23 protein-coding genes and 1 tRNA gene are annotated in these 23,245 nt (G+C 68.4%); 11 read left to right on the top strand and 13 right to left on the bottom strand.

The features are described from left to right. Window positions 1–103 precede the first annotated feature (103 nt). The 5 genes from K9S39_RS28360 (at window position 104) to K9S39_RS28340 (ending at window position 3,311) form a co-directional block, all read left to right on the top strand. Window positions 104–373 carry a hypothetical protein gene (locus K9S39_RS28360; RefSeq protein ID WP_406708032.1) on the top strand — a complete coding sequence of 90 codons (270 nt, stop codon included), beginning with the start codon at window positions 104–106 and terminating at the stop codon, window positions 371–373. Further along, entirely contained in the window at window positions 342–860 is a 519-nt protein-coding gene (locus K9S39_RS28355; RefSeq protein WP_248866172.1) for a DUF6879 family protein, read from the top strand. The genes K9S39_RS28360 and K9S39_RS28355 overlap by 32 nt, the downstream gene beginning before the upstream one ends. 30 nt (window positions 861–890) lie before the next feature. After that, window positions 891–1,739, top strand: coding sequence for a helix-turn-helix domain-containing protein (locus tag K9S39_RS28350; RefSeq protein ID WP_248866170.1), 849 nt, complete (start codon window positions 891–893; stop codon window positions 1,737–1,739). A 63-nt stretch (window positions 1,740–1,802) separates the two neighbouring features. Next, entirely contained in the window at window positions 1,803–2,048 is a 246-nt protein-coding gene (locus tag K9S39_RS28345; protein WP_248866169.1) for a hypothetical protein, read from the top strand. 156 nt (window positions 2,049–2,204) lie between these two features. Continuing rightward, on the top strand, window positions 2,205–3,311 hold the full coding sequence (locus K9S39_RS28340; RefSeq protein WP_248866168.1) for a methyltransferase domain-containing protein: 1,107 nt from the start codon (window positions 2,205–2,207) through the stop codon (window positions 3,309–3,311). Between the two features lie 60 nt (window positions 3,312–3,371). Here the strand turns inward: K9S39_RS28340 and K9S39_RS28335 are convergent, their stop codons facing one another. The 8 genes from K9S39_RS28335 to K9S39_RS28300 all read right to left on the bottom strand — a co-directional run bounded on the left by K9S39_RS28335 (window position 3,372) and on the right by K9S39_RS28300 (window position 11,095). Continuing rightward, complete coding sequence (locus tag K9S39_RS28335) at window positions 3,372–4,763, bottom strand: DUF3987 domain-containing protein (protein ID WP_248866167.1); 1,392 nt, start codon at window positions 4,761–4,763, stop codon at window positions 3,372–3,374. An 88-nt stretch (window positions 4,764–4,851) separates the two neighbouring features. Further along, on the bottom strand, window positions 4,852–5,625 hold the full coding sequence (locus K9S39_RS28330; RefSeq protein ID WP_248866166.1) for an Lsr2 family DNA-binding protein: 774 nt from the start codon (window positions 5,623–5,625) through the stop codon (window positions 4,852–4,854). Window positions 5,626–6,084: 459 nt separating this feature from the next. Continuing rightward, window positions 6,085–6,432: a hypothetical protein gene (locus K9S39_RS28325; protein WP_248866165.1), complete on the bottom strand. Its 348-nt coding sequence runs from the start codon at window positions 6,430–6,432 to the stop codon at window positions 6,085–6,087. Between the two features lie 141 nt (window positions 6,433–6,573). Next, entirely contained in the window at window positions 6,574–7,494 is a 921-nt protein-coding gene (locus K9S39_RS28320) for a hypothetical protein (RefSeq protein ID WP_248866164.1), read from the bottom strand. 15 nt (window positions 7,495–7,509) lie between these two features. After that, window positions 7,510–7,950, bottom strand: coding sequence for a hypothetical protein (locus K9S39_RS28315; protein ID WP_248866163.1), 441 nt, complete (start codon window positions 7,948–7,950; stop codon window positions 7,510–7,512). Beyond that, window positions 7,950–8,204 carry a helix-turn-helix domain-containing protein gene (locus K9S39_RS28310; protein WP_248866162.1) on the bottom strand — a complete coding sequence of 85 codons (255 nt, stop codon included), beginning with the start codon at window positions 8,202–8,204 and terminating at the stop codon, window positions 7,950–7,952. Before K9S39_RS28310 ends, K9S39_RS28315 begins: the two co-directional genes overlap by 1 nt. A 460-nt stretch (window positions 8,205–8,664) precedes the next feature. Beyond that, window positions 8,665–9,267 carry a hypothetical protein gene (locus K9S39_RS28305; RefSeq protein WP_248866161.1) on the bottom strand — a complete coding sequence of 201 codons (603 nt, stop codon included), beginning with the start codon at window positions 9,265–9,267 and terminating at the stop codon, window positions 8,665–8,667. A 79-nt stretch (window positions 9,268–9,346) separates the two neighbouring features. Next, entirely contained in the window at window positions 9,347–11,095 is a 1,749-nt protein-coding gene (locus K9S39_RS28300; protein ID WP_248866160.1) for a recombinase family protein, read from the bottom strand. A 263-nt stretch (window positions 11,096–11,358) separates the two neighbouring features. Between K9S39_RS28300 and K9S39_RS28295 the strand changes: the two genes are divergently transcribed. The 3 genes from K9S39_RS28295 (at window position 11,359) to K9S39_RS28285 (ending at window position 12,845) form a co-directional block, all read left to right on the top strand. After that, on the top strand, window positions 11,359–11,742 hold the full coding sequence (locus tag K9S39_RS28295) for a hypothetical protein (protein WP_248866159.1): 384 nt from the start codon (window positions 11,359–11,361) through the stop codon (window positions 11,740–11,742). Window positions 11,743–12,020: 278 nt separating this feature from the next. Then, window positions 12,021–12,716, top strand: a complete 696-nt coding sequence (locus K9S39_RS28290) for a bifunctional DNA primase/polymerase (protein ID WP_248866158.1) — start codon at window positions 12,021–12,023, stop codon at window positions 12,714–12,716. A 55-nt stretch (window positions 12,717–12,771) separates the two neighbouring features. Further along, window positions 12,772–12,845, top strand: a tRNA-Lys gene (locus tag K9S39_RS28285). 103 nt (window positions 12,846–12,948) lie between these two features. Here the strand turns inward: K9S39_RS28285 and K9S39_RS28280 are convergent. Beyond that, window positions 12,949–14,190, bottom strand: a complete 1,242-nt coding sequence (locus tag K9S39_RS28280; RefSeq protein ID WP_248866157.1) for a M6 family metalloprotease domain-containing protein — start codon at window positions 14,188–14,190, stop codon at window positions 12,949–12,951. A gap of 361 nt (window positions 14,191–14,551) precedes the next feature. On the opposite strand from K9S39_RS28280, the gene K9S39_RS28275 reads away from it, so the two are divergent. Then, window positions 14,552–16,390 carry a putative bifunctional diguanylate cyclase/phosphodiesterase gene (locus tag K9S39_RS28275; protein ID WP_406708031.1) on the top strand — a complete coding sequence of 613 codons (1,839 nt, stop codon included), beginning with the start codon at window positions 14,552–14,554 and terminating at the stop codon, window positions 16,388–16,390. 275 nt (window positions 16,391–16,665) lie between these two features. Here the strand turns inward: K9S39_RS28275 and K9S39_RS28270 are convergent, their stop codons facing one another. The 3 genes from K9S39_RS28270 to K9S39_RS28260 form a co-directional block, all read right to left on the bottom strand. Beyond that, window positions 16,666–17,811, bottom strand: coding sequence for an LLM class flavin-dependent oxidoreductase (locus K9S39_RS28270; protein ID WP_248866154.1), 1,146 nt, complete (start codon window positions 17,809–17,811; stop codon window positions 16,666–16,668). 122 nt (window positions 17,812–17,933) lie between these two features. Next, on the bottom strand, window positions 17,934–18,659 hold the full coding sequence (locus K9S39_RS28265; RefSeq protein ID WP_248866153.1) for a maleate cis-trans isomerase family protein: 726 nt from the start codon (window positions 18,657–18,659) through the stop codon (window positions 17,934–17,936). A 177-nt stretch (window positions 18,660–18,836) separates the two neighbouring features. Beyond that, entirely contained in the window at window positions 18,837–19,751 is a 915-nt protein-coding gene (locus K9S39_RS28260) for a maleate cis-trans isomerase family protein (RefSeq protein WP_248866152.1), read from the bottom strand. A 207-nt stretch (window positions 19,752–19,958) separates the two neighbouring features. Between K9S39_RS28260 and K9S39_RS28255 the strand changes: the two genes are divergently transcribed. Next, window positions 19,959–20,930 carry a D-2-hydroxyacid dehydrogenase gene (locus tag K9S39_RS28255; RefSeq protein ID WP_248866151.1) on the top strand — a complete coding sequence of 324 codons (972 nt, stop codon included), beginning with the start codon at window positions 19,959–19,961 and terminating at the stop codon, window positions 20,928–20,930. A gap of 215 nt (window positions 20,931–21,145) precedes the next feature. Further along, on the top strand, window positions 21,146–22,591 hold the full coding sequence (locus K9S39_RS28250) for an amidase (protein ID WP_248866150.1): 1,446 nt from the start codon (window positions 21,146–21,148) through the stop codon (window positions 22,589–22,591). Here K9S39_RS28250 and K9S39_RS28245 read toward each other — a convergent pair. Next, entirely contained in the window at window positions 22,572–23,072 is a 501-nt protein-coding gene (locus K9S39_RS28245; RefSeq protein WP_248866149.1) for a DUF3830 family protein, read from the bottom strand. The two genes, K9S39_RS28250 and K9S39_RS28245, sit on opposite strands and share 20 nt — an antisense overlap. Window positions 23,073–23,245: the final 173 nt, after the last annotated feature.

Below are 23,245 nucleotides of genomic sequence, written 5' to 3'. Positions count from 1 at the left end.
ACAAGGTCATGGCCTAACCGCCCCTCTCTCATGGGGCCGCTGGCTCGTACTCACCCTTGACGAGCCGCCCCCGCAGGGTGAGGGTCATGCAACAAGTCGCAACATGCTCGACGCGGGAGAGGTAGCCATGTCTCTACTGTTCTTCGGCAAGGACCCCAACACGGACGACGACCACTGCCCGACGGTCTGGGTTGACGACGAGAACGCTGATCTCGTCTTGCAAGGGTGGAAGGCCGACGACGCGACACAGCAGAAGTGCCTGGAGGTCGGTTCGATCCCTGACACCGAGGCTGTCATTCGTATCCCGGCGCGAATGGTGCCGCAGATTAGGAAGGCATGCGATGCCGCAGAACACTCAGCCGAGCTTCGCTGAGGTCATCAGGGACACAGACCGCTCAGCGGTCCACCTGGAGATGCGGGACGCCTACGGCGATAACGAGCGGTTCGCTGCGTGGCGACACGGAGCGCGGATCAACTGGGACGACCGGGCAACGTGGTGGCGGGGATTCCACGACCAGATTGCCGAAGCAGCGGCGCGGGGCGTGTCGATCCGCCGAGCCCGCATCGTGAGCGAGCCGGTCTCGGAGTACATCCGCTGGGAGCACTACGTCACACGTGCCAACGTCAGTGCTGGGGAACAGGTCCGATGGCTGCCCCGCCGCCTCGCGTCGGATCTTGCCCTTCCTGGCAATGATTATTGGTTGTTTGATGATCGATTGGCCAGGATTCACCACTTCGCCGGGGACGGCTCTCTGGTCGCTGACGAGTTCAGTACGGAACCGGCAGTCCTCAAGCTATTCGCTGCATCATTTGAGGCCGTATGGGAACGCGGTATCCCTCACGAGGAGTACACGGTCTGATCATCCGCCTCGCATCCCGTCAGCCAGCCCATGCCATCGTCTCCGTTCTCCGGCGCCCAGGCCGCTCGTGAGTCCGTCTCGGCACGGCTCAAGGACCTACGGCTTGATGCGAATCTGACGATGCAAGGGCTGGCTGATCAGTGCGGCTGGAACAAAGCCAAGACGTCTCGCATCGAGGCCGCGAAGACCGCACCGGCAGATTCCGATATCAGGGCTTGGTGCACTGCGTGTGACGCCGAGGAACAGGCAGCAGACCTCATCGCCTCGTCCCGATCCGCCGATTCGATGTATGTCGAGTGGCGGCGAATGCAGCGCACCGGCCTACGTAGGCTGCAACAGGCCAGCGTCCCACTGTACGAACGCACGACGCTGTTTCGCGCCTACTCCGCTCGGGTCATGCCCGGCTTCCTCCAGACCGAGGGCTACGCGCGAGCCCTTCTGTCCCTCATTGCGGAGTTTCGGGGGCTTCCCAACGACGTTAACGAGGCCGCAGCCGCACGGGTGGACCGGTCCCACATCATCCGCGACGGCCTCCACCGCGTTGTTCTGCTCATCGAGGAAGACGTACTCACCCACCGCATCGGCAGTAACTCCGTGATGGCCGGCCAGCTCGGCTACCTGTTGACGGCGATGGCCTACCCCGCCGTCTCACTGGGCATCATTCCTCGCACTGCGTCCCGGGTCATGTGGGGGCCAGAGACGTTCACGATGTTCGATGACAAGCGGGTCCACGTTGAGTTGCTGGCCGCGAAGGTCACCGTGACGACACCGACGGAGGTGGACGTGTACAAGCGGGCCTTTGCACGCCTCGCCGAGATGGCCGTGTACGGGCCGCGCGCCCGGACCTTGATTAGCAGGGCGATTGACGCTCTCGACTGATTGCTCTGCAACAACGTGCAACTTCGTGGACCGGCAACTACCGCCCTTCGTAGCGTCATTGGCATGGCGGACGACGAAGCCCCTCGCAGACTGAAGCTCACTGGTGGTGCACGTATGGTCGGCGACCACGTCGCGGTCTCGGCCATGGTCTTCCGTGGCCCCGTGCACATCGCGACGGAGGAAGTGTTCCTGAGCGTCGATGACGCGTCGGTCCTTCAGGCGCAGCTCACGCGAGCACTCGACCACCGTGCGTTTCCTGGTATGGAGCGGCGGGAGCGGGAGAAGTCCCGTATGCAGTATGGCTTCTGATCCGTCATGTCATTGTCAGCAACGGGAAGTGAGACAGAGATGGGCAAGAAGGGCGGAGACCACTCCGGCAGGCCCGACACGTCCGACAGCGACGGCCACCGCGACAAGCCGCCGGGCCCGACCAAGCCGTACGAGCCGCCGAAGAAGTGAGGCCGCATGACGACGCAACAGCGGCTCGTGGAGGCGCTCAAGAGCAAGGGCGTGTTGCCGCCTGAGTGGCGAGACGCCGTGACCTCTGTGGATCGCGCGCTGTTCATTCCCGAGGTCATCGAAGAAGGGGACTTCTCCACCGATCCCGAGAACTGGTTGCAGGCGGTCTACTCGGATGCGCCCGTGGTCACCCAGGTGAACGACGGGGAGAGCACACCGGAAGGCTCGTTCCGGCTCTTCACCTCGTCCTCTTCCATGCCGTCGATCATGCTCGAAATGCTGGGCCTGCTCGATGTACGGGAGGGGCAACGGGTGCTGGAGGTCGGTACGGGCACCGGTTACAACGCCGCCTGGTTGTCTCACCGCTTGGGCGAGAACAACGTGACCTCGGTGGAGGTTGACGAGGCAGTGTTGTCCACCGCTGCGGAGAACCTGAAACGGGCGGGATTCCACCCGACGACGATTCTCGGGAACGGCCGTGACGGGCATCACTGGGGCGCGCCGTACGACCGGATCATCTGCACCTGCACTATGCGCGAAGTACCGCCAGCGTGGTTGGAGCAGTGCCCGAACGGGCGGATCGTCACCCCATGGGGCAGCAGCTTCTTCAACGGCTCGTACGCGACGCTGGACGTGATGAACGGGAAAGCTCAGGGGTCGTTCTCCGGTCACCCGGCTTTCATGTGGGACCGCACCCACCGAGGCGGTGCGGGGCGTATCCCGGACATCTACCACGGGGAGGAGGGAGAGAAGGGCAGTACCGACATCGCGCCGCAGAACGTCATCCAGGACGATCCGGCGTTCTTCACCGGCCTGAGCCTCACGGATACGTGGTACCGGTGGTGCGACGCGGACGACGACAGTGGGGAAGCCACTCTGTGGTTCTTCGCGGACGATCGGAAGTCGTGGGCGACCGTGGAATACGCCCCGGACGCGGAGACGTACGAGGTGGAGCAGTACGGGCCCCGTGCATTGTGGGATGAGGTGCGGAAGGCGTTCCTTAGTTGGCATGACTTGGGGAAGCCGGAACGGTCCCGGTTCGGCCTGTCGGTCGATCGTGACGGACAGCGGGTGTGGCTGGACGATCCGCATAACGTCGTCGGCCAGCAGTAGGCCCTAAGCAAAGAGACGCCCCCGTTTCGACGGGGGCGTTCTTGGGTTTGTTCGAGTGGTTCAGAGCAGAGCCAGGAAGGGGTTCACGTCGGTGAGCGGTTTCGACCGCTTCGGTTTGGGCGCGGGCTCCGGGGCCTGCTTGGGTGCCGGGCGGTAAGCGTCCATCTGCACGACCGTGGCGCGGTTCGCGTCGTCACGCTCCGCGCTGGCCGGCTGCGGCTTGGGGACCTCGTTCGGCTGCTCTGCGTGATCGGGAGTGGCATCGCGGAGTGTGAACACCGTCTTCGGTCGACCGGTCATCCCTGACCGTTCCACAGTCACCGCGATTTCGGGCAGTGCCTTGACCTCCGCTGCGGTCGCCCCGACGTACGGGAGGACCTGAGACGACGTGGCAGCACCGCCGTGCAGTTCGATCCGAGCGCGTACCTTGTCCGCGATGCTGAGCGGCTGCCGCTTCCCACGCTGCGGGACTTCCCGAATCGCGGTCTGACCTCTGGTGACACTCACCGCGTCCCGGACTGAGCGGCGTACCAGCGTGAAGGCGGCCGTCAGGATCTCGTCCGTGATGGTCTCGGAGCACTCGGAGGCGGCCAGGCAGGCCGCGACCCTGAGCGTCTGCTCTGCGGTCCGTTCGACGTACACCGCCTGTGCTTCCGGCAGCGTCTCGCCCAGGATGCGGGCATAGCGCCTTACGATCCGCCACAGCGGCCGGGCGTCTTCTCCGAGTGCGAGCACGCGGGGGCGGGCGGTGGCCCATGCGTAGGCGTCGGACAGGTCTCCCCCGTCCACCTTGGGCAGGCTCACCCGGTCGTCATCCAGCATCGGCACTGAGCCCAGCAGGAACGGCAGGATGCGGTTGTACGAGCCTCCGGCCGCTTCGGACTCGCCTACGTACCTGGCCCAGTCGGACGGAGTGATGTGGGAATGGAGGACCATGGCGGGATCACGGATTTCCTGCGCCTCCTCCTTGGTGGTGTTGCGCAGAGTTGCCCCGTCCCAGGCAGCGCGGAGTTTGGTGGTGAACGATGGGTCGCGCTTGACCCGCTTCAATACCTCCGTCCATTCCTCCTCCACCACCAGGGCCCGGACGTCCCGGCCCCGTTCAGTTTCGGTGGTCGCTTCCTGCTGCTCCCACAGGTGGTTGACCAGACTCGCTCCGGACGTGATCCCGGATGTGGTGTGGGTTGCCAGGAACCGACCCAGAGACTTGTCCAGGACGTGAAGCGCCGCCCGCAGCGCGGTTCCCTTGCCCCTGCCCGTTCCGGCCACGAGAGCCGACCACAGAAGCACGGGCCGGGCGTTGCCACGGGAAGAGACCTTGACCGTTCCACCGATGGCGGCCGACCACATCGACAGGGCGGCCACGTACACCCCCAATGCGTCCGCTTCGAGGAACGGGGCGATCTTGCGGACCGCGCGACCGATGGGACCGTACAGAACGGGGGTGCTCATGCTGCCTCTATCTCAAGAAGGGTTAGTTGGGTGGCCTCTGGCCGGGGGTGCCGGGCGCACTCGGCGCCCGGCACGGTGGGCGCGGCGTTCAGGCCGCAGCCGCTTTTCCCTCCGGCGCGTCCCTGTGCGTCAGCTCCCATGCGTGGCGGACGTGGAGCGGGATGCGTCCGCGATCCGGCACGGTGTAGCCGTTGGCCCGTGCCCATCGCCGTACGGCCTTGTTGCGCTCACGCTCACTCATGCCCGACCGATCGACCTTGGCAGGCTCCGGAAGCGGATCACCGCCCACCAACTCACCGGCCCGAATCGCGTCCCGGAACCGGCCCGGGGTCCGTACGTCCATCACGGGCAGTCCGCGTTCCGCAGCGTCTCGCAGCTTCGTACCGTTGCGGTCGCCACCCTCACCCACGATCAGTAGGACTGTGGACTCGTCCGCACGGCCAACTACCTCGTAGCCCAGGTTTCGCACGGCCTGACGGGCCGACTCCCAGTCGTACCCGTCGATCTCTCCGCTGATCATCACGGACGGCACAGGCCCAGCCTCCGACGCTGACTCGCTCACGTCCTCCGCATCGCACTCCGCCACGACGGGCGACGGCTCAGCCACAGGCACGGGCTCAGGCTCGGCAACCATCGTGACGGGTGCAGGCTCGGGCTCATCCTGTGATTCGTCAGCCTCCGGCAGACCGGCTCCCAGGGCATCCACGAGGTACCTGGCGAACACGGCCCGGTGCTCCAGGCACAGGTCCCACGTGCGGTGCCCCAGAGTCAGCGTCTCCGTCGCCTCTTCCTCGCTGCCGTCCTTCGACAGGTGGGCATCGCACACCGCTTTGAGCACAGGTACAAGAACGGTCTTACGCATGGCGCTGCATTCCTTTGATTCAGGCTGACAGGTGAAGTCTCAGTGAGTGGCCGGAGGTTTCCTCAACGGCCCCGCATTCACTGCGGTACGAGATCAACAATGCCGACCAAAGGTCACGCCCATATAAATACAAGATCACAAACACATAACTCTAATTGCATGAATACGGGGGGTAATGGATTATTGATTCTCCGTAGGACCCACCAGGGGTGCCCTCCTTCCATCGAATGTTTGCCAATCAATTTTCAGCACTCGAAGCACGCTTCCGGAGCATGTCGGCGTCCGTCGCCCCACGGTTCCGCCGCCCCGTCTGCGGCCAGCCAGGCCGTGTGCAGGCACCAGCTCAGCCAGCATTCTGAGCAGGCGTAACGGCACTCGACCCCCGCCCTGTGCTCCTGCTGCCCTGTGGGCTCGGGTGGCGTGCTGACGTTCTGCTGAGCCCTCCGTCGAGCGAGCTTGCTATTCATCTCCCGTCACCCAGCCGAGCGCCCGCATTCCCTCCGGAGTGAGACCGAGCGATTTCGTCAGATGGCGGTACTCCATGTGCTGGGTGTTCGACGCTGTACCGGCCAGGATCGCGGACCAATAAACGACAACTGCAGACACGATTCCGGCCGTGGAATCGTCCCACTGTGAGGCTTGCGGCGTCTCCCACAATTCCCGCCAGTAGACCCGTTCATGTTCCGACCATTCCCGCCCCTCTGGCATATCCGGGACGGGCAATCCGTGGTCGAGCGGCAGGACGGTAATCCTCTGCGCCTCCCGGTATCGGGAGTGCGGAGACTGGGGGTTTCGTGGCTTGGGCATGGTGGAGCCTCCTGGATGGTCGCGGTGGGTGACGGCCAGCCTTCCGGAGCGCGAACGGGAGGGCGCTCCGGGGCCAGCTCGAAGGAACAAAGGAAGCGGGGCCCCTGCCAGTTCGGCAGAGGCCCCGGAGGGGATGCGGCGTCAGGCCGGAGTAGCCCACTCCACGGCCGCCTTCACGATGCCCTTGGTGGGCTTGGTCTCGTCAAAGGTCTTGTCCGCCTTCTTGGTGTCCAGTGCCGGGAAGCGGACGATCTTCCCGCCGTAGAAGTGGACGTTGTCGAGGTAGTCACCCCGGTACTTCTCGCTTTGGCCTTGACGGAAGCCGGAGAACTGAGAGGCGAAGGTGGCGAAGTCCGGGTGACCGGCCACGATGTCCACGCCGGTGGGCATGGCCGTGGTGGACAGGACCTTGAAGTTCGCCAGCGTGGCCACGTGTCCGTTGGCGGTGGCGCCAGCGGCCCCGTACGCGGCGGCGTTGGCGATGCTCGGGTGCTCGATCAGGTGGCGCTTCGCCTTCGGGGAGACGACCACATAGCGGCTGCCGTCGTTGGGAATGTCGTTCTCGTCCAGGGCGAGCATCATGTCCAGAATCGCCGTGAACAGGGCCTGTGGTTCCTGGCCTGCCGTGGTGGTCACCTTCGGGGCCGCGGTGGCCCCGGCAGCCACAATGGCGCCCATGAACGTGTCGGCCTCTAGGGCAAGGCCCCGGATCATCTCCCGGTTGATCGGTTCCGACAGCGAACCGGCCGCCTGGAGCTGCTCGATGGCCTCGGTGAGTACCTGAAGGTACTTCGCCTCCGTGATGTGGATGATCTGATCCACCGTCTCCGGACGCTGTGAGGTCATGCCGTCGGCAAGGGTGTAGTCGCCCACGGTCGGCCGCAGGAGCGAGTTCACGTGAACCGTGTCGCCCTGCTTGCTGATGTTCCCCTCGTACTTCCGGTTGGTGACGAGCGGAGACGCCCACACCAGCAACGGGTCAAACTGCGTGAGGAGTTCGGAGTCCCACACCTCGGGAACGAACGTCTTGGTGCCGGGGTTCTGGTATGCGTGAGTAGTCAAAGGTCCTCCTGCGGGCTATCGGTAACGGGCGTCAAGGGAAAGCGTCTTGCGGGCATACCCGGCCTGGGGCGGCCCGTGACGGCCCACGCCTATGCCCTGGGCGTACTGCGCCTCTTCCTCAACCTTCTGAGGGTCCTTCTCAAGGTTGGTCACGAACTCCTTGATGCGGCTCTCATCGGGAAGGCCATCCGTCCCGAGAAACTGCCCGTAATCCACGAACCCAAGAAACTCCGGATCGGGTCGCTTACGCTTCAGCTTCCCGATCAAGTCATCCATGGTCACATCAATGAGTTTGGCAACGTACTTTTCCTTGGCCTTGATGGCATCCTCGGATTCCCTCTCAGTGAGGTCCGATTCCGCTGCCCTCTCCACGCCATCGGCAATTGCTTCGTCGTTCTCGGAGTCGGCGGCCACGGCCTGAGCCTCCGCGAACTCCTCACTCTCGATGTTGGGCATCAGGCGCCCTCGCGAAGCAGGGCGTCCACTGCGGTGGCCTTGCGGTACTGCTCGGTGTCGGCGTCGCTCATGAGGGACAGCAGCGGCGTGCACAGGTGCCGGGACGCCTGCACCAGCATCCGCAGGCTCGGGCAGGTCTCCCCGTTCTCCCACCGGTAGATGGTGGACGGGGCAACCAGCATTTCGTCGGCCAGTTCCTCAACGGACAGGCCAAGGGTGATACGACGGGCAGCGAAAGCGTGACGATCGAACATAAGGAACTCCTTGCGGTTGCTGGCTCCCATGCGAATCGGAAGCCAAAAATGAAGAAGCCCCGGCCACCATGTAGGGGCCAGGGCCTCGGAACTCTCTCCACTATTAACGTCGGTGTCCTTCGAGAGGCGAGGGGACACCATCCGGAGAGCTTTTCTCACACCCTATGCGTCGGTGAGATTTTCACTAAGGCTGTCGGTGAACTCCCGAAAAGGGATGCAGATCACAACCGAGACGGATGGGCTTCTGTATCTCGTGGGCCCTTCTGTCGTTCGCTCGTCAGGTCCTCACTCGATGGCCTGGGCTGGTTCAGGACTCCTCAAGTCCTGGACCTGAGTTCATGAACGAGAGAGGGCCCCGGCAAGGGGGCCCTCTTCTCACTACCAACTACGCTCTAAGAGCTACGTACTACCAACTACTCACTACTAACTAAGTCCCCGGTACAGCGGGGAAATGGGCCGATTATGCAGCACGGAGGTGCATGCAGACCTCCGTACCCCACGGAATGGCCCCGCCGAATGGGTTGTTCGGGTCTGGGCAATCCCCTTCCGGATGCGCGGGGCAGACTTCTGCGGTCCCGTTCTCAGTGGTGTGAGCCGGCCGTGACGCAGCGTCGACCACCCCGGCCTTGCTGCGCGGCTTGGGCGGTTTGGTGTCGGTGACGGCAACGACCTCGCCCTGTGCAGCCCCGGCCAACGTCTCGTAGTCATCCAACAGCGCCGCCGGAGCAGACAGGTGCAGATTCGCCGCCCGCCCCTTCTTCCCCTGCTGGGTGAAGAACCCGAACCGCGTCAGCACGTCCCGGCATACCTTCCCCGGATGGTCCTTGGTGTTGTAGCCGAGCCGTTGAGCTATCTCCGTGTCCCCAGTGAACATCGCCCCGGTCCGCCCGTTCACAGCCCGGAGCTGCGCCAGCGCCCACAGCAGGTGTTCACGTCCGAACTCCGGGGCCTCACGGGCGAGGAGCCCGCCCGGCCCGAACGCGTCGAACAGGGCGCGGCTCCACTCCTCTTTCACGTCGTACGTCGCCTTGAGCAAGCGGCGCGGCTGCGCAGTACGGGGCATGGGTGTGTCCTCTCGGTTGGAATGCGTCGAGGCCCCTGGCGACTCCCAGGGGCCTCGGTCTGGTGCTGCCGCCGGAGCTCTAGAAGTCGCTCCGATACTTCTCTTCCTTCAGCTCCCGGCGTTCCTCCGCTTCCTCCAGGAGGGAAGACAGCAACGCCTGGAAGGCTGCGAATGCTCCGCTCTCGTACTCCTCGCCCTCACTGGGGTCCCACAGTCCTTGCAAGGCCCCATCAGCACGCTCGGGCAAGTCCTTCGGCGTGATGAGCCCAACTGCGGAAGGCCCCTTGGGGCTGCCGACCGGAAACATGCGGAACCCAGCTTTACGAAGAAACGGCCCTCGCTCCTTCCAGGTGACCATGGCCGCCCACTTCTGCCGGTAGCTCTGGCCGATGCTCCGTTCTTCCCAACGACCGGGTACGAACGGCTCAGCCTTCAGTTCTTCCAGGTTCGCCGCGTGGCGCTCCATGGTGCCCGTGAGTGCGGTCACTGTGACGGCCGACGTGGCCTGGGCGATGGCTTGCGAAAGGTTCTCCATCGCAGCCTCAAGTTCCTTGATCTGCTGCCGGTTGTCCTTGCCGGGGACGTAGGTCCGCTCCACGATTTCCTGCTCGCCCAGCTTGGAGAGAAACGCCTCCTCGGCTGCCTCGTAAAGCTCCTCCTGCGGCCACGACACAGAGAACCGGCAGGCCGTCCCATTGGACCAGGAGGAGCAGCGGAAGTACTTGTGCTCCCTGACTTCCCCCGTGTTCAGCTTCGCGGGGGAACTGTTCTCGTACATCTTCAGTCCGCACGGGCAGTACAGAACCCCGGTCATAGGCGAAGCGTTGGGCTTGATCCCTGCGCGGTACTTCCCGAGATTCGTCACGGCCACCTGGAGTTTGGCGAACTCTTCATCCGTGAGGATCGGATCGGCCCACCTGACCGGCATGCCGTCCTTCAGCAGGGGCTCCCCCTTGTGCATGGCAACGCCCTTGAGGACCGGCTTCTTCAGCATCTTGCCGAGTGTGGAAGTGGTCCACTTGGTGCCCTTGATATGGGTCTTCGCCCCGGGCTTGTTGCCCTCGGCGTTCACGCTCCGCTGGTGGTCCTGGGACGTGAGGACGCCACGGGCGCAGACACACACGGCTGTGGCTTCCTTACCGATGGCGTGGCACTCGGGCAGGTGCCGGGGACGCGCGTTCCAGTCGTTGCAGACCTGACCCATGGACCAGCCCTGTTCGGCTATTCGCTCGTACGCCTCCCTGATCAGGGGACCCGTCACGGGGTCGATGATGAGCTTGTAGCGCTGCTTACCCTTGTGGTCCGCCAGGACGGGGCGGTATCCGAACGGCCAGGTGCCGCCGCCCCACAGGTTCTCGTCCCGGTAATACTGAGTCTGGTTCTTCCTCTTCTTGACGATCGCTTCCCGGTACTCCTGAGCCTGAGTCGCCTTGATGTAGGCGATCATGCGGCCCGTGGGAGTGTGGATGTCCAGGGCAGGGTCATCGAGGCAGACGATCTCCTTGCCGCCCTTGTGGCACCGCTCCGCGAACCGGTCCCAGTGGTGCTGATCCCTGGTGATGCGGTCCAGGGAGGTGACCATGAGGGCATCCCACTCGTGCCAGAGCGGGTCCTTCATCCAGCGGCCCAGCTTCGGGCGCTCGTCGAGGTTCACGGCACCCGAGACGGTCGAGTCTTCGACCTCGCCTGCTACGAGGTACCGGCCTTCCTCGGTCGCGGCGTCCAGCTCCTCACCTTGGCGGGCAAGGGCAGAGCTGTCCTCGGTGTCGCGGCTGATGCGCCGCACTTTGAGGACTCGCATACCGGGCAAGAGTCGTGCACTGGACATAGGCCCACCTTCTGTTACATCTGCCCTGGCCTCCAACTTTGGTGATCTTGTTTTCCCAGGGCTGGGAGGCGAATCACTCCGTGTTGGCGCACCTGAACGAACATCGCGTCGTCTGGCGTCGGTAGCGCCGCTGCCGCGCGTCGCCGGTGGGGCACACGGGCCTGCGGCCGCGTCGTCCTCAGGCGCCGGACAGGCTGAGATGACAGGCCTACTTGCGCGAAGCGCGACAATGGATTGCGGCACACGAACCAGGAGGTATGTCCATGTCCGAGCCGCAGCCGGCTCCCGACCCCCGTGGTGCGCCGCCCGCACACCGGCCCCGAAGGCCCGCGCCGCTGCTCTTCGAGCCGCCGGAGGCAGCCTCCGATCCCGAGCACTTCTTCGACCTGGAGTCGCTGGACGACCCGCGCGAGCTGCTCAGCCGCGCCACGGAGCTGGCGCTCGCCTTCCGCGCGGCGGCCGACCGTGCGACGGAGTTCCAGGCGATGGCCGCGGCCCAGCTCACCGACCCCCGGCGGTTCGACCGGCTGCCGCTGGCCGTGCTCGCCGAGCGGGCGGAGTGGACCGAGGATTACGCCAAGAAGATGATCGAGTTCGGTCAGGGGCTGATGCGGGACGGCGGTACGCGCATCAGCGACGGGGACTGACCGGCCGGCGAAGGGACCGGCCGGCAAGGGGCCGCCCGACCCCGCACGCACCATCCGCCCCTCACACCCAGACGGCTCATGATCGGTGATCATGAGCCGCTGGCATATGCGAGGAGCGAACGATACTCCTCACCGCCCCGCCACGTCCCGGTTTCCGTCATTCGGCGCAACCGCGCAACGTCGCCTCGGTAGACCGGTTCCATGAGTGAGCGGAGCGAGCGAACAATCAAGAGGTGCGTGCCTCGCGAATGCGAGGCCGAGCGAAGCGAGGGCTCAGCATGAGCTGGCTGCCCGGAACACCCCACCCCTTCCCCTCCCCCTTCCCGACCACGGCGTCTGTCACCCGCGCCGGAGCCGACTGGCTCGCCTCCGCCAGCCCTGATCCGCTGGCCATGCACACCCTGTGGGCGGCCCGGCCGGACGCGCCGAGCGTGCTGCCGTGCGGCACCGCCTTCGACGTGATCAACGCCCCGGCGCTCTTCGGCCGCCGCGTGGTGGACCGGTTATGGTCCGCCGGGCCGGGCTCGGGGCCGGTGGCGACGCACCGCGGCCGGATCCTCCTGTTCGCGGCCCTGGGGACCGCCCAGCGACTGCCCACACTGCTCGACTGGATAGGTGCGCCGCCGACGAGGTCCACCGGCGGCGCGTGGGCCACCGCCGTCCCGCCGCTGCTCTGCCACGGCAGCGGCGACGCGGTGACCGTCCCGCCGCTGTGCCCCTCCCGGACCCCGGACGCCGACGCCACCACGAAGACCCCGGGGGCAGCGGACCCTGCGGGGGGAGCGGACCCTGCCGACGCCCCGTCCGCCTCCCGGTGGCTGGTCGCGCCGGACGTCCGCAGTCCCTGGCTGCCCGGTCCGGACGTCCTCCTGTGGGCGGTCGCCCGTGCCGCCCGCGCGGCGGCCGGGGCAGCGGCCGCGAACCACGGCGGGACCGCCCCTGAACAGCCCGTTCCGGCCCTTGCCGCCCGCTGAAACTATCGATTTTCGCCGTCCCCGGGCAGGATGCTAATGTTTTCCACGTCAGCAGGCGCCGCTAGCTCAGTTGGTTAGAGCAGCTGACTCTTAATCAGCGGGTCCGGGGTTCGAGTCCCTGGCGGCGCACCGACAGACGAAGGCCTTCACCTCGGTGAGGGCCTTCGTCGTATGCGCGCGGGCCCCGGATGCGCGCGGGCCCGTACACGCCCGGGCGATCGCGCCCGGCCGGTCAGCCGCGCCCCACCTTGACCGTCCAGTCGCCGTCCGCCGACCGCCCCGCGACCTCGACACGGACCCGGTTCTCGGGGTCCGTGAGGCTCTCCCCCACGCCCAGCGGCGCGTCGGCGAGCGGCGGGTAGACGGAGCTGCCCCAGCACGCCGCGGTGCGCGGGTGTCCGTCCAGCACCTGCACCGGCCCGGAGCCCGACGACGTCTCGCTGTGTACGCGGTAGACCAGGACGCCCTCCGTGCACAGCGACCGGTCGTTGCCGGCGGCGCCGCGGGCCTCGATGGCGAGCGCGCTGTCCGGACCCGTACGGACCACCACCAGCCGCGGGCGGTGCTCGTCGCCCGGCCCCCTGGGGGCGGACAGCGGGCGCAGGGTGTGCAGGGAGGAGCGGGTCGTCCCGGCGCAGTCGACCTGGTTGTCGCGGAGCCAGCCGAGCTTCCACTTGTGCCAGGCGAAGGGGTCCGGGGCCAGCCCGAACTGGCTGCCCATGAGGTCCCAGTCCCCCACATAGGTGTCCCAGTCCCCCTTGCCGTCGTCCGGCCGGTGGTACAGGTCCGGCAGGTCGAAGACATGCCCGGTCTCGTGGGCGAGAACATTGCGGTCCGGTGGGCTCTGCTCGAAGACGGTGACGAAGCGGCGCAGGTCGGCGTTGTCCGCGCGCATCGGATGGTCGAGATTGACGACTTTGGTGGCGTCCGAATCGACGCCGGGTGCGTCCGGGTCGGCGACGAAATAGACCATGTCGTAGCGGCTGAAGTCCACCGAGGTGTCGGCGGCGGCGACCGCGTCGCGCAGATAGGCGGCACGACGGCCGGAGTCCCAGTCGCGCTGTATCCCGTATGCGGCGGAGGGACGCGGCATCCGGACCCAGCGCCGGTGGATGTGCGGCCGCAGCTGGAACCTGCCGTACGAGGCGCGGTCGAAGAAGCGGGCGGTGGCGGGGAAGTAGTCCCGGGACAGCGCGTCGGGGTCGGTGACCGGCGCGGAGTCCGGGAAGGACAGGAAGACCATCACCGCGTCGAGGGGGCGGTCGGGGCGCGGATAGGCGGTGTTCCAGGTGTCGACGCCTTCGGAGTGGTGGGCCCCGGTGCGTCCGAGCGCGCAGGAGAGGGCGGCTTCGGAGGCGGTGGCGGGTCCGGCGACGACGGAGGTGGCGATCAGCGCGCTCAGTGACGTGGCGACGGCTCCGAGGCGCCGCAGATGGCCGCGGTCCACTCTGTCGGGTGTCTGAGCGCGCAGCACATCGACCTCCAGAGGCGGATTCGGGACGCCTGCTCCACCCTGTGGCGATTGAATGCTGTTCGTCCTGTTTCAAAGACCCAGACGAGTGACCGGCGCACCACCATCCGTTCGTAACGGAAAGTCACAAACGACCATCGGGGCAATCCACGCGAACACAGTCGGACAGAAATGGCTGAAGTTCCGTCATGCGTGCCGATGATCACGGCTGCGTCGCTGGCTCGGCCGTTGCGCCAGCCTCTATGATCGCCACACTTTCCAGCGCGAGGTCCCCCCTCCACACGAGACAAGCGCCATGCGGGAGCGAGCAGTGAGCGGACAACCCGACGGCACGGGCCGCACGCCCGGAGCGACGCTTTCCTCAGTGACGGAGCGTGACAGTACGACCAGAGACTCCCGCTGCGGCCACCACGCCCCGGCGGTCCCCTGCGACGGCGTGCCCCCCTGTGACACCGCCGTGTCGTGCGACGGCACCGCCGCCTCGCTGGGCGATTACCGCGCCGCCTTCTACGCCGGCCGCGTCGCCATGGCCGTCCTCAACCGCGACGGGCTGGTCCTCGCCGCCAACCCCGCCTTCGGCGAACTCGTCGGCACCGCCCCGGACGAGCTGGTCGCCGCCACCGCCGCGGACCTCACCGACCTCGGCGCCGACCCGCGGGTGTGGACCGCCTACCGGGAAGTGCTCTGCGGCCGCAGCGACCGGCTGCGCTGCACCCGCCGCCTCAAACACCCCGAGGGGCACTCCGTCTGGGTGGAAGTGACCGTCGAACCGCTGACGGGCGAGGAGCGGATCCTGCTGACGGTGGCGGACATCAGCGACCGTCATGACCTCCTGGCCCGGCTGCGGCATCTGCAGATGCACGATCCGGTGACCCGGCTGCCCAATCGCGCCCTGTTCTTCGAGCGCCTCGCCACGACCCTGGAGACCGCCGCCTTCGATCCGGCCGGCACCGGCCGGATCGGGCTGTGCTATCTCGACCTGGACGGCTTCAAGGCGGTGAACGACACCCTCGGGCACCGCGTCGGCGACCGGCTGCTGAGCGCCGTGGCACAACGGCTGACGCGCTGCGCCGAGAGCGCCGCGGACCGCGGGCCCGGCCGGGGCAGACATCTGGTGGCCCGCCTGGGCGGCGATGAGTTCGCCCTCCTGGTGGAGGACTCCACCGGCACCGACCAGCTGGCCGAGCTCGCCCAGTGCGTCCTGGACGCGCTGCAGCGGCCGTTCGACCTGGCCGGGCAGCGGCTGTCGGTGTCGGCCAGCATCGGCGTCGTCGAGCGGACCGCCAACGGCACCACCGCGACCGGTCTGATGCAGGCCGCGGACACCACGCTGTTCTGGGCCAAGGAGGACGGCAAGGCCCGCTGGACGCTCTTCGACCCGGAGCGCAACGCCCACCGGATGACCCGGCAGGCGCTGTCCAGCACACTGCGGCCGGCCGTGGAACGCGGTGAGTTCACCCTGGAGTACCAGCCGCTGGTCGGGCTGGACGACGGCCGCGCGCAGGGCGTGGAGGCGCTGGTGCGCTGGCGCCACCCGCAGTTCGGCACGCTGTCGCCGAATCGGTTCATCGCCCTGGCGGAGGAGAACGGCGCGATCGTCGAGCTGGGCCGCTGGGTCCTGGAGCGGGCCTGCTATCAGACGCGCGCCTGGCAGCTGGCGCACCCCGGCGACGATCCGCTGTTCGTCAGCGTCAATGTGGCCGTACGTCAGGTGTGGGACTCCGACCTGGTCGCGGATGTGGCCGGCATCCTCGCCGAGACGGGGCTGCCGCCGCGGCTGCTCCAGCTGGAGCTGACCGAGTCGGCGGTGATGGGCTCGGCCGGCCGCCCGCTCCAGGCGCTGCAGGCCCTGAGTGACATGGGTGTCCGTATCGCCATCGACGACTTCGGCACCGGCTACTCCAACCTCGCCTACCTCAGCCGGCTCCCGGTGTCCGTACTGAAGCTGGACGGCTCCTTCGTCCACGGCTTCCGCTCCCAGGAGCACCCCAACCCGGCGGACGAGATGATCGTGGAGGCGCTGGTCTCGCTCGCGCACCGGCTCGGGCTCACGGTCACCGCGGAGTGCGTGGAGAGCGCGGAGCAGGCCGAACGCCTCCGCCGGATCGGCTGCGACACCGGCCAGGGCTGGCTCTACTCCCGGCCGGTCGCCCCCGACCGCGTGGAGGCGCTCCTTGACGGGGGGCGGCACACGGGGGGTTGAGGGGGCGACACACGGGGTTGAGGGTCCGGGGTGATCTTGGGTCGGCTGGGTGGGTCCTGAGTTCGGCCGGGTGGGTCCTGAGGGGGAGTCGGCCCTTAGTAGGGGACAGTCGAACAGATCCCCTGGGGGCGCGTGTGCCCCTTGCAGGCCGCAACGCGGCGGGCCGGGGCGGTCTTCCCGCGGCGGGGGCCGGGAGCGGAATTCGTGGGGTGGGCCGGGAGCGGAATTGCCGCGACGGCCTGGCGACGATCGCCCCCGCCTCCCCGTCCGGCCCCCTACCCCCGCGGCAGCCCGTACGCGTCCGCGATCAGTTCGTAAGAGCGCAGGCGGGCGGCGCCGCCATGGGCGTTGGCGGTGATCATCAGTTCGTCGGCGCCGGTGCGCTTGGCGAGATCGTCCAGGCCCTGGCGGACGGCGTCCGGGGTGCCGTGGATGACATTGCCGAGCCAGCTGTCGACGAAGGCGCGTTCCCGTTCGTCGAACTCGTACGCGGCCGCCTCCTCCGGGCTGGGGATCAGACCAGGGCGGCCGGTGCGCAGCCGGATCATGGACAGCGCGCCGGTGCGGACCTGGCGGCGGGCCTCCGCCTCGTCCTCGGTGGCCAGCGCCGCGACCCCGATCAGGGCATAGGGCTCGGACAGCCCCTCGGAGGGGCGGAACGACGACCGGTAGAGATCAAGCGCGGGAAGGGTGTTGGCCGCGGAGAAGTGGTGGGCGAAGGCGAACGGCAGGCCGAGCGTTCCGGCGAGCCGGGCGCTGAAGCCGGAGGAACCCAGCAGCCACAGGGGCGGCCGGTGCGCCGACTGCACACCGCCGGGCGAGGTGGCCTGCACCGGGCCGGGGACCGCGTGGATCCTGGCGTACGGGTGGCCTTCGGGGAACGAGTCGTCGAGGAAGCGGGTCAACTCGGCGAGCCGCTGTGGGAAGTCGTCCGCGCCTTCGTGCGTGGGGGCACCTCCCATGCCCTTGAGGCTATGGGGGAGCTTGGTGCGCCGCAGCGCTGCGGCGGTGGCGCCGTCGGTGCCCGGCGCGCGGCCCAGGCCCAGGTCGACGCGGCCGGGGGCCATCGCCTCCAGCGTGCCGAACTGTTCGGCGATGACCAGGGGCGCGTGGTTGGGCAGCATCACGCCGCCGGAGCCGAGCCGGATGGACGTCGTGTGCGCGGCGAGGTGGGCGAGCAGCACCGCCGGGGACGAGGAGGCGACGCCGGGCATGGAGTGGTGCTCGGCCACCCAGTAGCGGTGAAAGCCCCGGCGCTCGGCGGTGCGGGCCAGGTCAACGGCCGTGCGTATGGCACCGGACGCGGTGTGGCCGGCGCCGACCGTCACCAGGTCGAGCACGGAGAGGGGGACCGGTGCGGTGCCCTTGGCCGTGCCCCGGATGCCGTCACCGGTGTCCCTGTACTCGTCTTCGCCGCTCACGGTGCGGGTCCTCCTCGCGTCGCTGGTCTGCGAGAAGGTTCAACCGGAGAACCTCTCCGGTTATTCCCGGGCGGGCGCCGGGTTCCCGTTCCCGGCCGCTTCCTCTTCCCGGCGGGGCGTCATCAGCCCCGCGCCGTACGGGTGAACAGGGCGCCGAGCTCGGGGCAGGCGATCTCCCGGTCGAGCAGGCGCAGCCCTTCCCATACCGTGACCTGATTGGCGGTGAGCATGGGCTTGCCGAGCTCCGCTTCCAGGGCGGGCAGATGCGCGGCGGTGTGCAGGGCGGTGTCGGGCAGCAGCACCACCTCGGCGTCCGGATGATCGCCGGCCCGCGCGAGCGCCAGCACCTCCGCGCGGCCCCAGGTGCCGACCTCGGCGGCGGTGATGATGCCGCTGCCACGGGTCGAGACGACCTCCGTACCGGCGGACTTGAGGAACGCCTGAAAGTGTTCGGCGACATCGGCCGGGTAGGTGGCGGCGATCGCGACCCGCCGCGCACCGAGCGCCCGGATGGCGTGCGCGAAGGCGAAGGACGTACTGGAGGCGGGCAGCGCGGCGGCGACGGACAGCTCCCTGACCTGTTCGTGGGCGCCCTCCCAGCCGAAGACGAAGCTGGCGCTGGTGCAGGCCCACACGACCGCCTCGGCACCGCGCGCCGTGAGCTCGGCGACGCCGGCGCCGAGCCGCGCGGCGGAGCCCATCTCCAGCAGTGCGTCGACCCGGTGGGCGTCCTCGCCGATATCGGTGTGCACGAGCGGCAGGCGGACCGAGCCGCCCAGCAGCGCTTCGAGGCGCGGGTAGTCGTCCTCGGCGGAGTGGCCGGGGTAGAGGAAGCCGACCGATGCCATGTGCTCTCCTTATGTACGGCTGGGGTGCGGGTTGTGGCGGGTGCGGGGACCCGTGTGCGGGGGCGCTGCCGGCGGTGGGGACGCCGCCGGCAGCGCGAGGGTCTGCCTGGGATATGGAGATGGCCCGATGGTGCGGAAACCTCGGCGGTTATGGAGGTCCGTCAGTTCGGGACGGCGTCAGATCGGGGGTAAGGGACCCGGCTCCTCGGGCGGGAGGGGCGGCGCGTCGGCGCCGTCGACGACCGCTTCCCCTTCGGGCGGTGCCGGGGGACCGGCGAAGGCGGCCTCGGGGGTGGCCCGCGGCCGTGCCTCCGGCACCCCGGGCTCCGATCCGGACATCGCGGCGGGTCCGCGCCGCGCCACCGGATCGAGCAGCGCCTGGTACGGGCCTACCGCGGCCACGCCGATGGCACGCAGCGCGGACCACATCGTGACCTGGTTGGCGGACAGGACGGGCATCCGCAGCTCGGCCTCCAGCTGCGGGATGACGTCGTAGGTAGGCAGGTTGGTGCAGCTGATGAAGAGCGCGTCGGCGGCACCGACCACGGCGGCGCGGGCCATGTCGACGACATCGCGGTAGGGGACCTTCCAGATGTGCCGGGTCAGTCCGAGGTAGGCGCGGCCGGTGACCGTGATGCCCGCCTCGCCGAGGTAGTCCTCCAGGGAGTCGGTGACCGACTTCGTATAGGGCGTCACGACCGCGATGCGCCGTGCGCCGATCTCGCGCAGCGCCTCTACGAGCGCGCCCGAGGTGGTGAGCGAGGGAACATCCCCCGCCTGGACCATGGCAGCGCACATGGCCCGCTCGCCCGCCAACCCTCCGACGAAGCTGCCGGAGGTGCATGCATAGGTGATGACCTGCGGTGATACCGCGCATAGCGCCTGGACGGCAGCGTCCAGTGTCTCGTGCTCGCTGACCAGACGGGCCAGGTCGAGGCTGACCTCGACGGGCACGAAGGGAGTCCGGGTGAGGTGGAGGGACACATCGTCGGGAACCCAGCGCCACAGTTCCCGGTCGAGCGCGAAGTCGAAGGGAGCGACAACGCCCACGCCGAGCTGAGGCTGTGGGCCCCCCAGGAAGGAGACGTCCATGGAGGCCCCTAAAAGAAACGAAGGGCTTGACTGGCCAGGCCAGTGGCCGTGGATGTGGTGCAGCCGGTACTTGCCGGGACGTCGGGACAGAGCCGTTGTTGACACGGTAGATACGACTTCTTAGCGTGGTCAATCCTCGCATCTCCGGCATCCCGCCGACGCCCTCTTAGTAATAACGGGCACACATTTCAGAACGGTTTCTGGCCTATGTCCGAAAGCACCGGAACCACGGTCCTCGTCCTCGGATCCGACCCGCCGCCGAAGCTGGACCGGCTCACCGGCCGCGCCCGGGTGATCTACGCCGACGACACCTCCCTGGCCGGCCTACTCCCCTCCGCCGACGTGCTGTTGGCCTGGGATTTCACCTCTGATGCGATCCGCGAGGCATGGCCGGAACGCGGGCCCAGACCGACGTGGGTGCACACCGCCAGCGCGGGCGTGGACCGGGTGCTGTGCCCGGCGCTGATCGCCGACGAGACCCTGGTGACCAATGCGCGCGGGGTCTTCGAGCAGCCGATCGCCGAGTACGTCGCCGGGCTGGTGATCGCCATGGCCAAGGACTTCTACGGAAGTTGGGAGCTCCAGCGGCAGCGGCGGTGGCAGCACCGCGAGACGCTGCGGGTGGCCGGCACCCGAGCGGTCGTGGTGGGCTCCGGGCCGATCGGACGGGCCATCGGCGGCACCCTGCAGGCGCTCGGCAGCAAGGTCGATCTTGTCGGCCGCCGGGGGCGCCCGGATCCGGACTTCGGCCTCGTACATGCGAGTGACGCGCTGAACGACCTGCTGCCGACAGCCGATTGGGTGGTCTGCGCGGCGCCGCTGACCGACGCCACCCGCGGCCTCTTCGACAAGACGGCCTTCGACCGGATGAAGCCGCAGGCCCGGTTCATCAACATCGGGCGCGGGCCGCTGGTCGTCGAGGCGGACCTGGTGGCGGCGCTGCGCGGCTGGCGGATCGCCGCGGCCGCGCTGGACGTCTTCGAGCAGGAGCCGCTGACCTCGGACAGCCCGCTGTGGGACGTCCCCCATCTGATCGTCTCGCCCCATATGAGCGGCGACACGCTGGGCTGGCGGGACGCCCTCGCCGAGCAGTTCCAGGACAACTTCGACCGGTGGTCGGCCGGCGAGCCGCTGAACAACCTCGTCGACAAGCGCCTCGGGTACGTCCCGGTGCGGTGACGGGGGCGACGGCGCCGGCCGGCGGCACGGCCGCCGGCGCCCGCCCCGTACACCGCCGGGCGATCCCCGCCCGCCCTTCTCTTCTCCTCATTCTCTTCTCCTCCCCTCTCCTCCCCTTCTCTTCTCCTCTCCCGCTGTCCCCGCGCCTCCTCTCCCGCCCCTGCCCTGCACTCCCGCCGCCGCCCCGCCCGGGGCGGCCAACGCCCGGAGGACGTATGACGACCGAACCGACCTCGCTCGCCGATCTCACCGCCACCCGGCTCACGGCCGGATACACCGCCGGCGAGTTCTCCCCCGTTGAGGCGACCCGGGCGGTGCTGGAGCGCGCCGAGGCCGCCCAGGCCCGTACGAACTGCTTCATCCGGATCGACGCGGACGAGGCGCTGTCCGCCGCCAAGGAGTCGGCGGAGCGCTGGCGGGCCGGGGAACCGGCCGGGCCGGTGGACGGAGTACCGGTCACCGTCAAGGACATCCTGCTGACCCGTGGCGTGCCGACGCTGCGCGGTTCGCTGACGGTCCGGGCGCAGGGCGGGGCGTGGGACGAGGACGCGCCGTCGGTCGCCCGGCTGCGGGAGTCCGGTGCGGTGTTCGTGGGCAAGACGACCACACCGGAGTTCGGCTGGAAGGGTGTCACCGACAGTCCGCGGCACGGGATCACGGGCAATCCGTACGACGCGGGCCGTACCGCGGGCGGCTCCAGCGGCGGCAGCGCGGCGGCGGTGGCGCTGGGTGCGGGGCCGCTGAGTCTGGGCACGGACGGCGGCGGGTCGGTCCGTATCCCGGCGTCGTTCTGCGGGATCTTCGGGCTGAAGGCGACGTACGGGCGGGTGCCGCTCTATCCGGCGAGCCCGTTCGGGACGCTGGCGCATGTCGGGCCGATGACCCGGGACGCGGCGGACGCGGCGCTGATGATGGATGTGATCACCGGTCCGGACTGGCGGGACTGGTCGCAGCTCGGGCCGGCGGCCGGCTCCTTCCGGGAGGCGCTGGACGGTCCGGTGTCCGGGCTGCGGGTGGCGTACAGCCCGTCGCTCGGCTGGGCGGTGCCGGTGGCGCCCGACGTCGCCGCGGCGGTCCGCGCGGCCGTCGACACGCTCGCCGGGCTCGGTGCGTCCGTCGAGGAGATCGACCCGGGCATCGAGGACCCGGTGGAGGCGTTCCACACGCTGTGGTTCAGCGGTGCGGCCCGGGTCGTCCAGCACCTGGGGGACGCGGAGCGGGAGGTGCTCGACCCGGGGCTGCGGGAGATCTGCGAGCAGGGCGCGCGCTACAGCGCGCTGGACTATCTGGCGGCGGTGGACACGCGGATGGCGCTGGGCCAGGCGATGGGCCGCTTCCACAGCGCGTACGACCTGCTGGTGACGCCGACCGAGCCGATCACCGCGTTCGAGGTGGGCGCCGAGGTCCCGGCCGGCTCGGGGCACACCCGCTGGACGGGCTGGACGCCGTTCACCTATCCGTTCAACCTCACCCAGCAGCCCGCCGCGACCGTGCCCTGCGGGATGGACGGCGACGGGCTGCCGATCGGGGTGCAGCTGGTGGGGGCGCGGCACGCGGACGCGCTGGTGCTGCGCGCCGCGCACGCGCTCTACGAGGCGGGGGCGGCGGAGATCCCGGCCCCGCCCGCGCCGGCCGATCCGCCTACGCGCGGCGGAAGTTGAGGGTCTCTCCCAGGGCGCCGGCCCGCCACAGGTCCTGGCAGGCGTCGGCCATCCGGTCCAGGCCGTCGACCACGGCGCCCCAGACGATCCCCGGCACCCAGCCCGCGTCCCCGTTGATCAGCAGGTTGTTGCGCTCGTAGAAGAGGGCGAGGTCGACGACGGTGGGGCGGCCCTGGTGCGCGGCCTGGGTGTCGTAGCCGTAGGACCTGGTGGCCAACTGTGTCCCGCTGAAGGTGAAGTAGCACAGGTCGCCGGGGATCGGGGTGATCGTCGGATTCTCCAGCGGCGGTTCCTCCGGGGCGAACGGCGGAATGAGCGCGTAGATCTCGTTGCGGGCGTATTTGGCGTGGTAGACATCGCCACCGAGCGGCAGCGCGTCCCATACGGCATTGCAGGTGAGGGGCGCGCGGTCGTCGAGGAGTTTGGCGGTACAGGTCACGCCGCGCTTGTCCAGGGAGACTTCGATGAAGCGGTCAGCCATGTGGCCTCCTACCCGGTCCTTCACAGAACAAAGGGGAACTGGTGAGCCCTTCAGTGCTTTCGGCCCGGAAGAGCCGGAAAGGCACTTTGTGCGAGACCCTCAACCGGCCGTCGACATTCCGCATTCCGGGCCACGCACGGGAACCATACAGGCGCAATACCGACTTTCGACAC

Source organism: Streptomyces halobius (assembly GCF_023277745.1).
Taxonomy (GTDB): Bacteria; Actinomycetota; Actinomycetes; order Streptomycetales; family Streptomycetaceae; genus Streptomyces; species Streptomyces halobius.
Note: the sequence above shows the minus strand (reverse complement) of the source record. Positions and strands in the feature narration are given on the sequence as shown.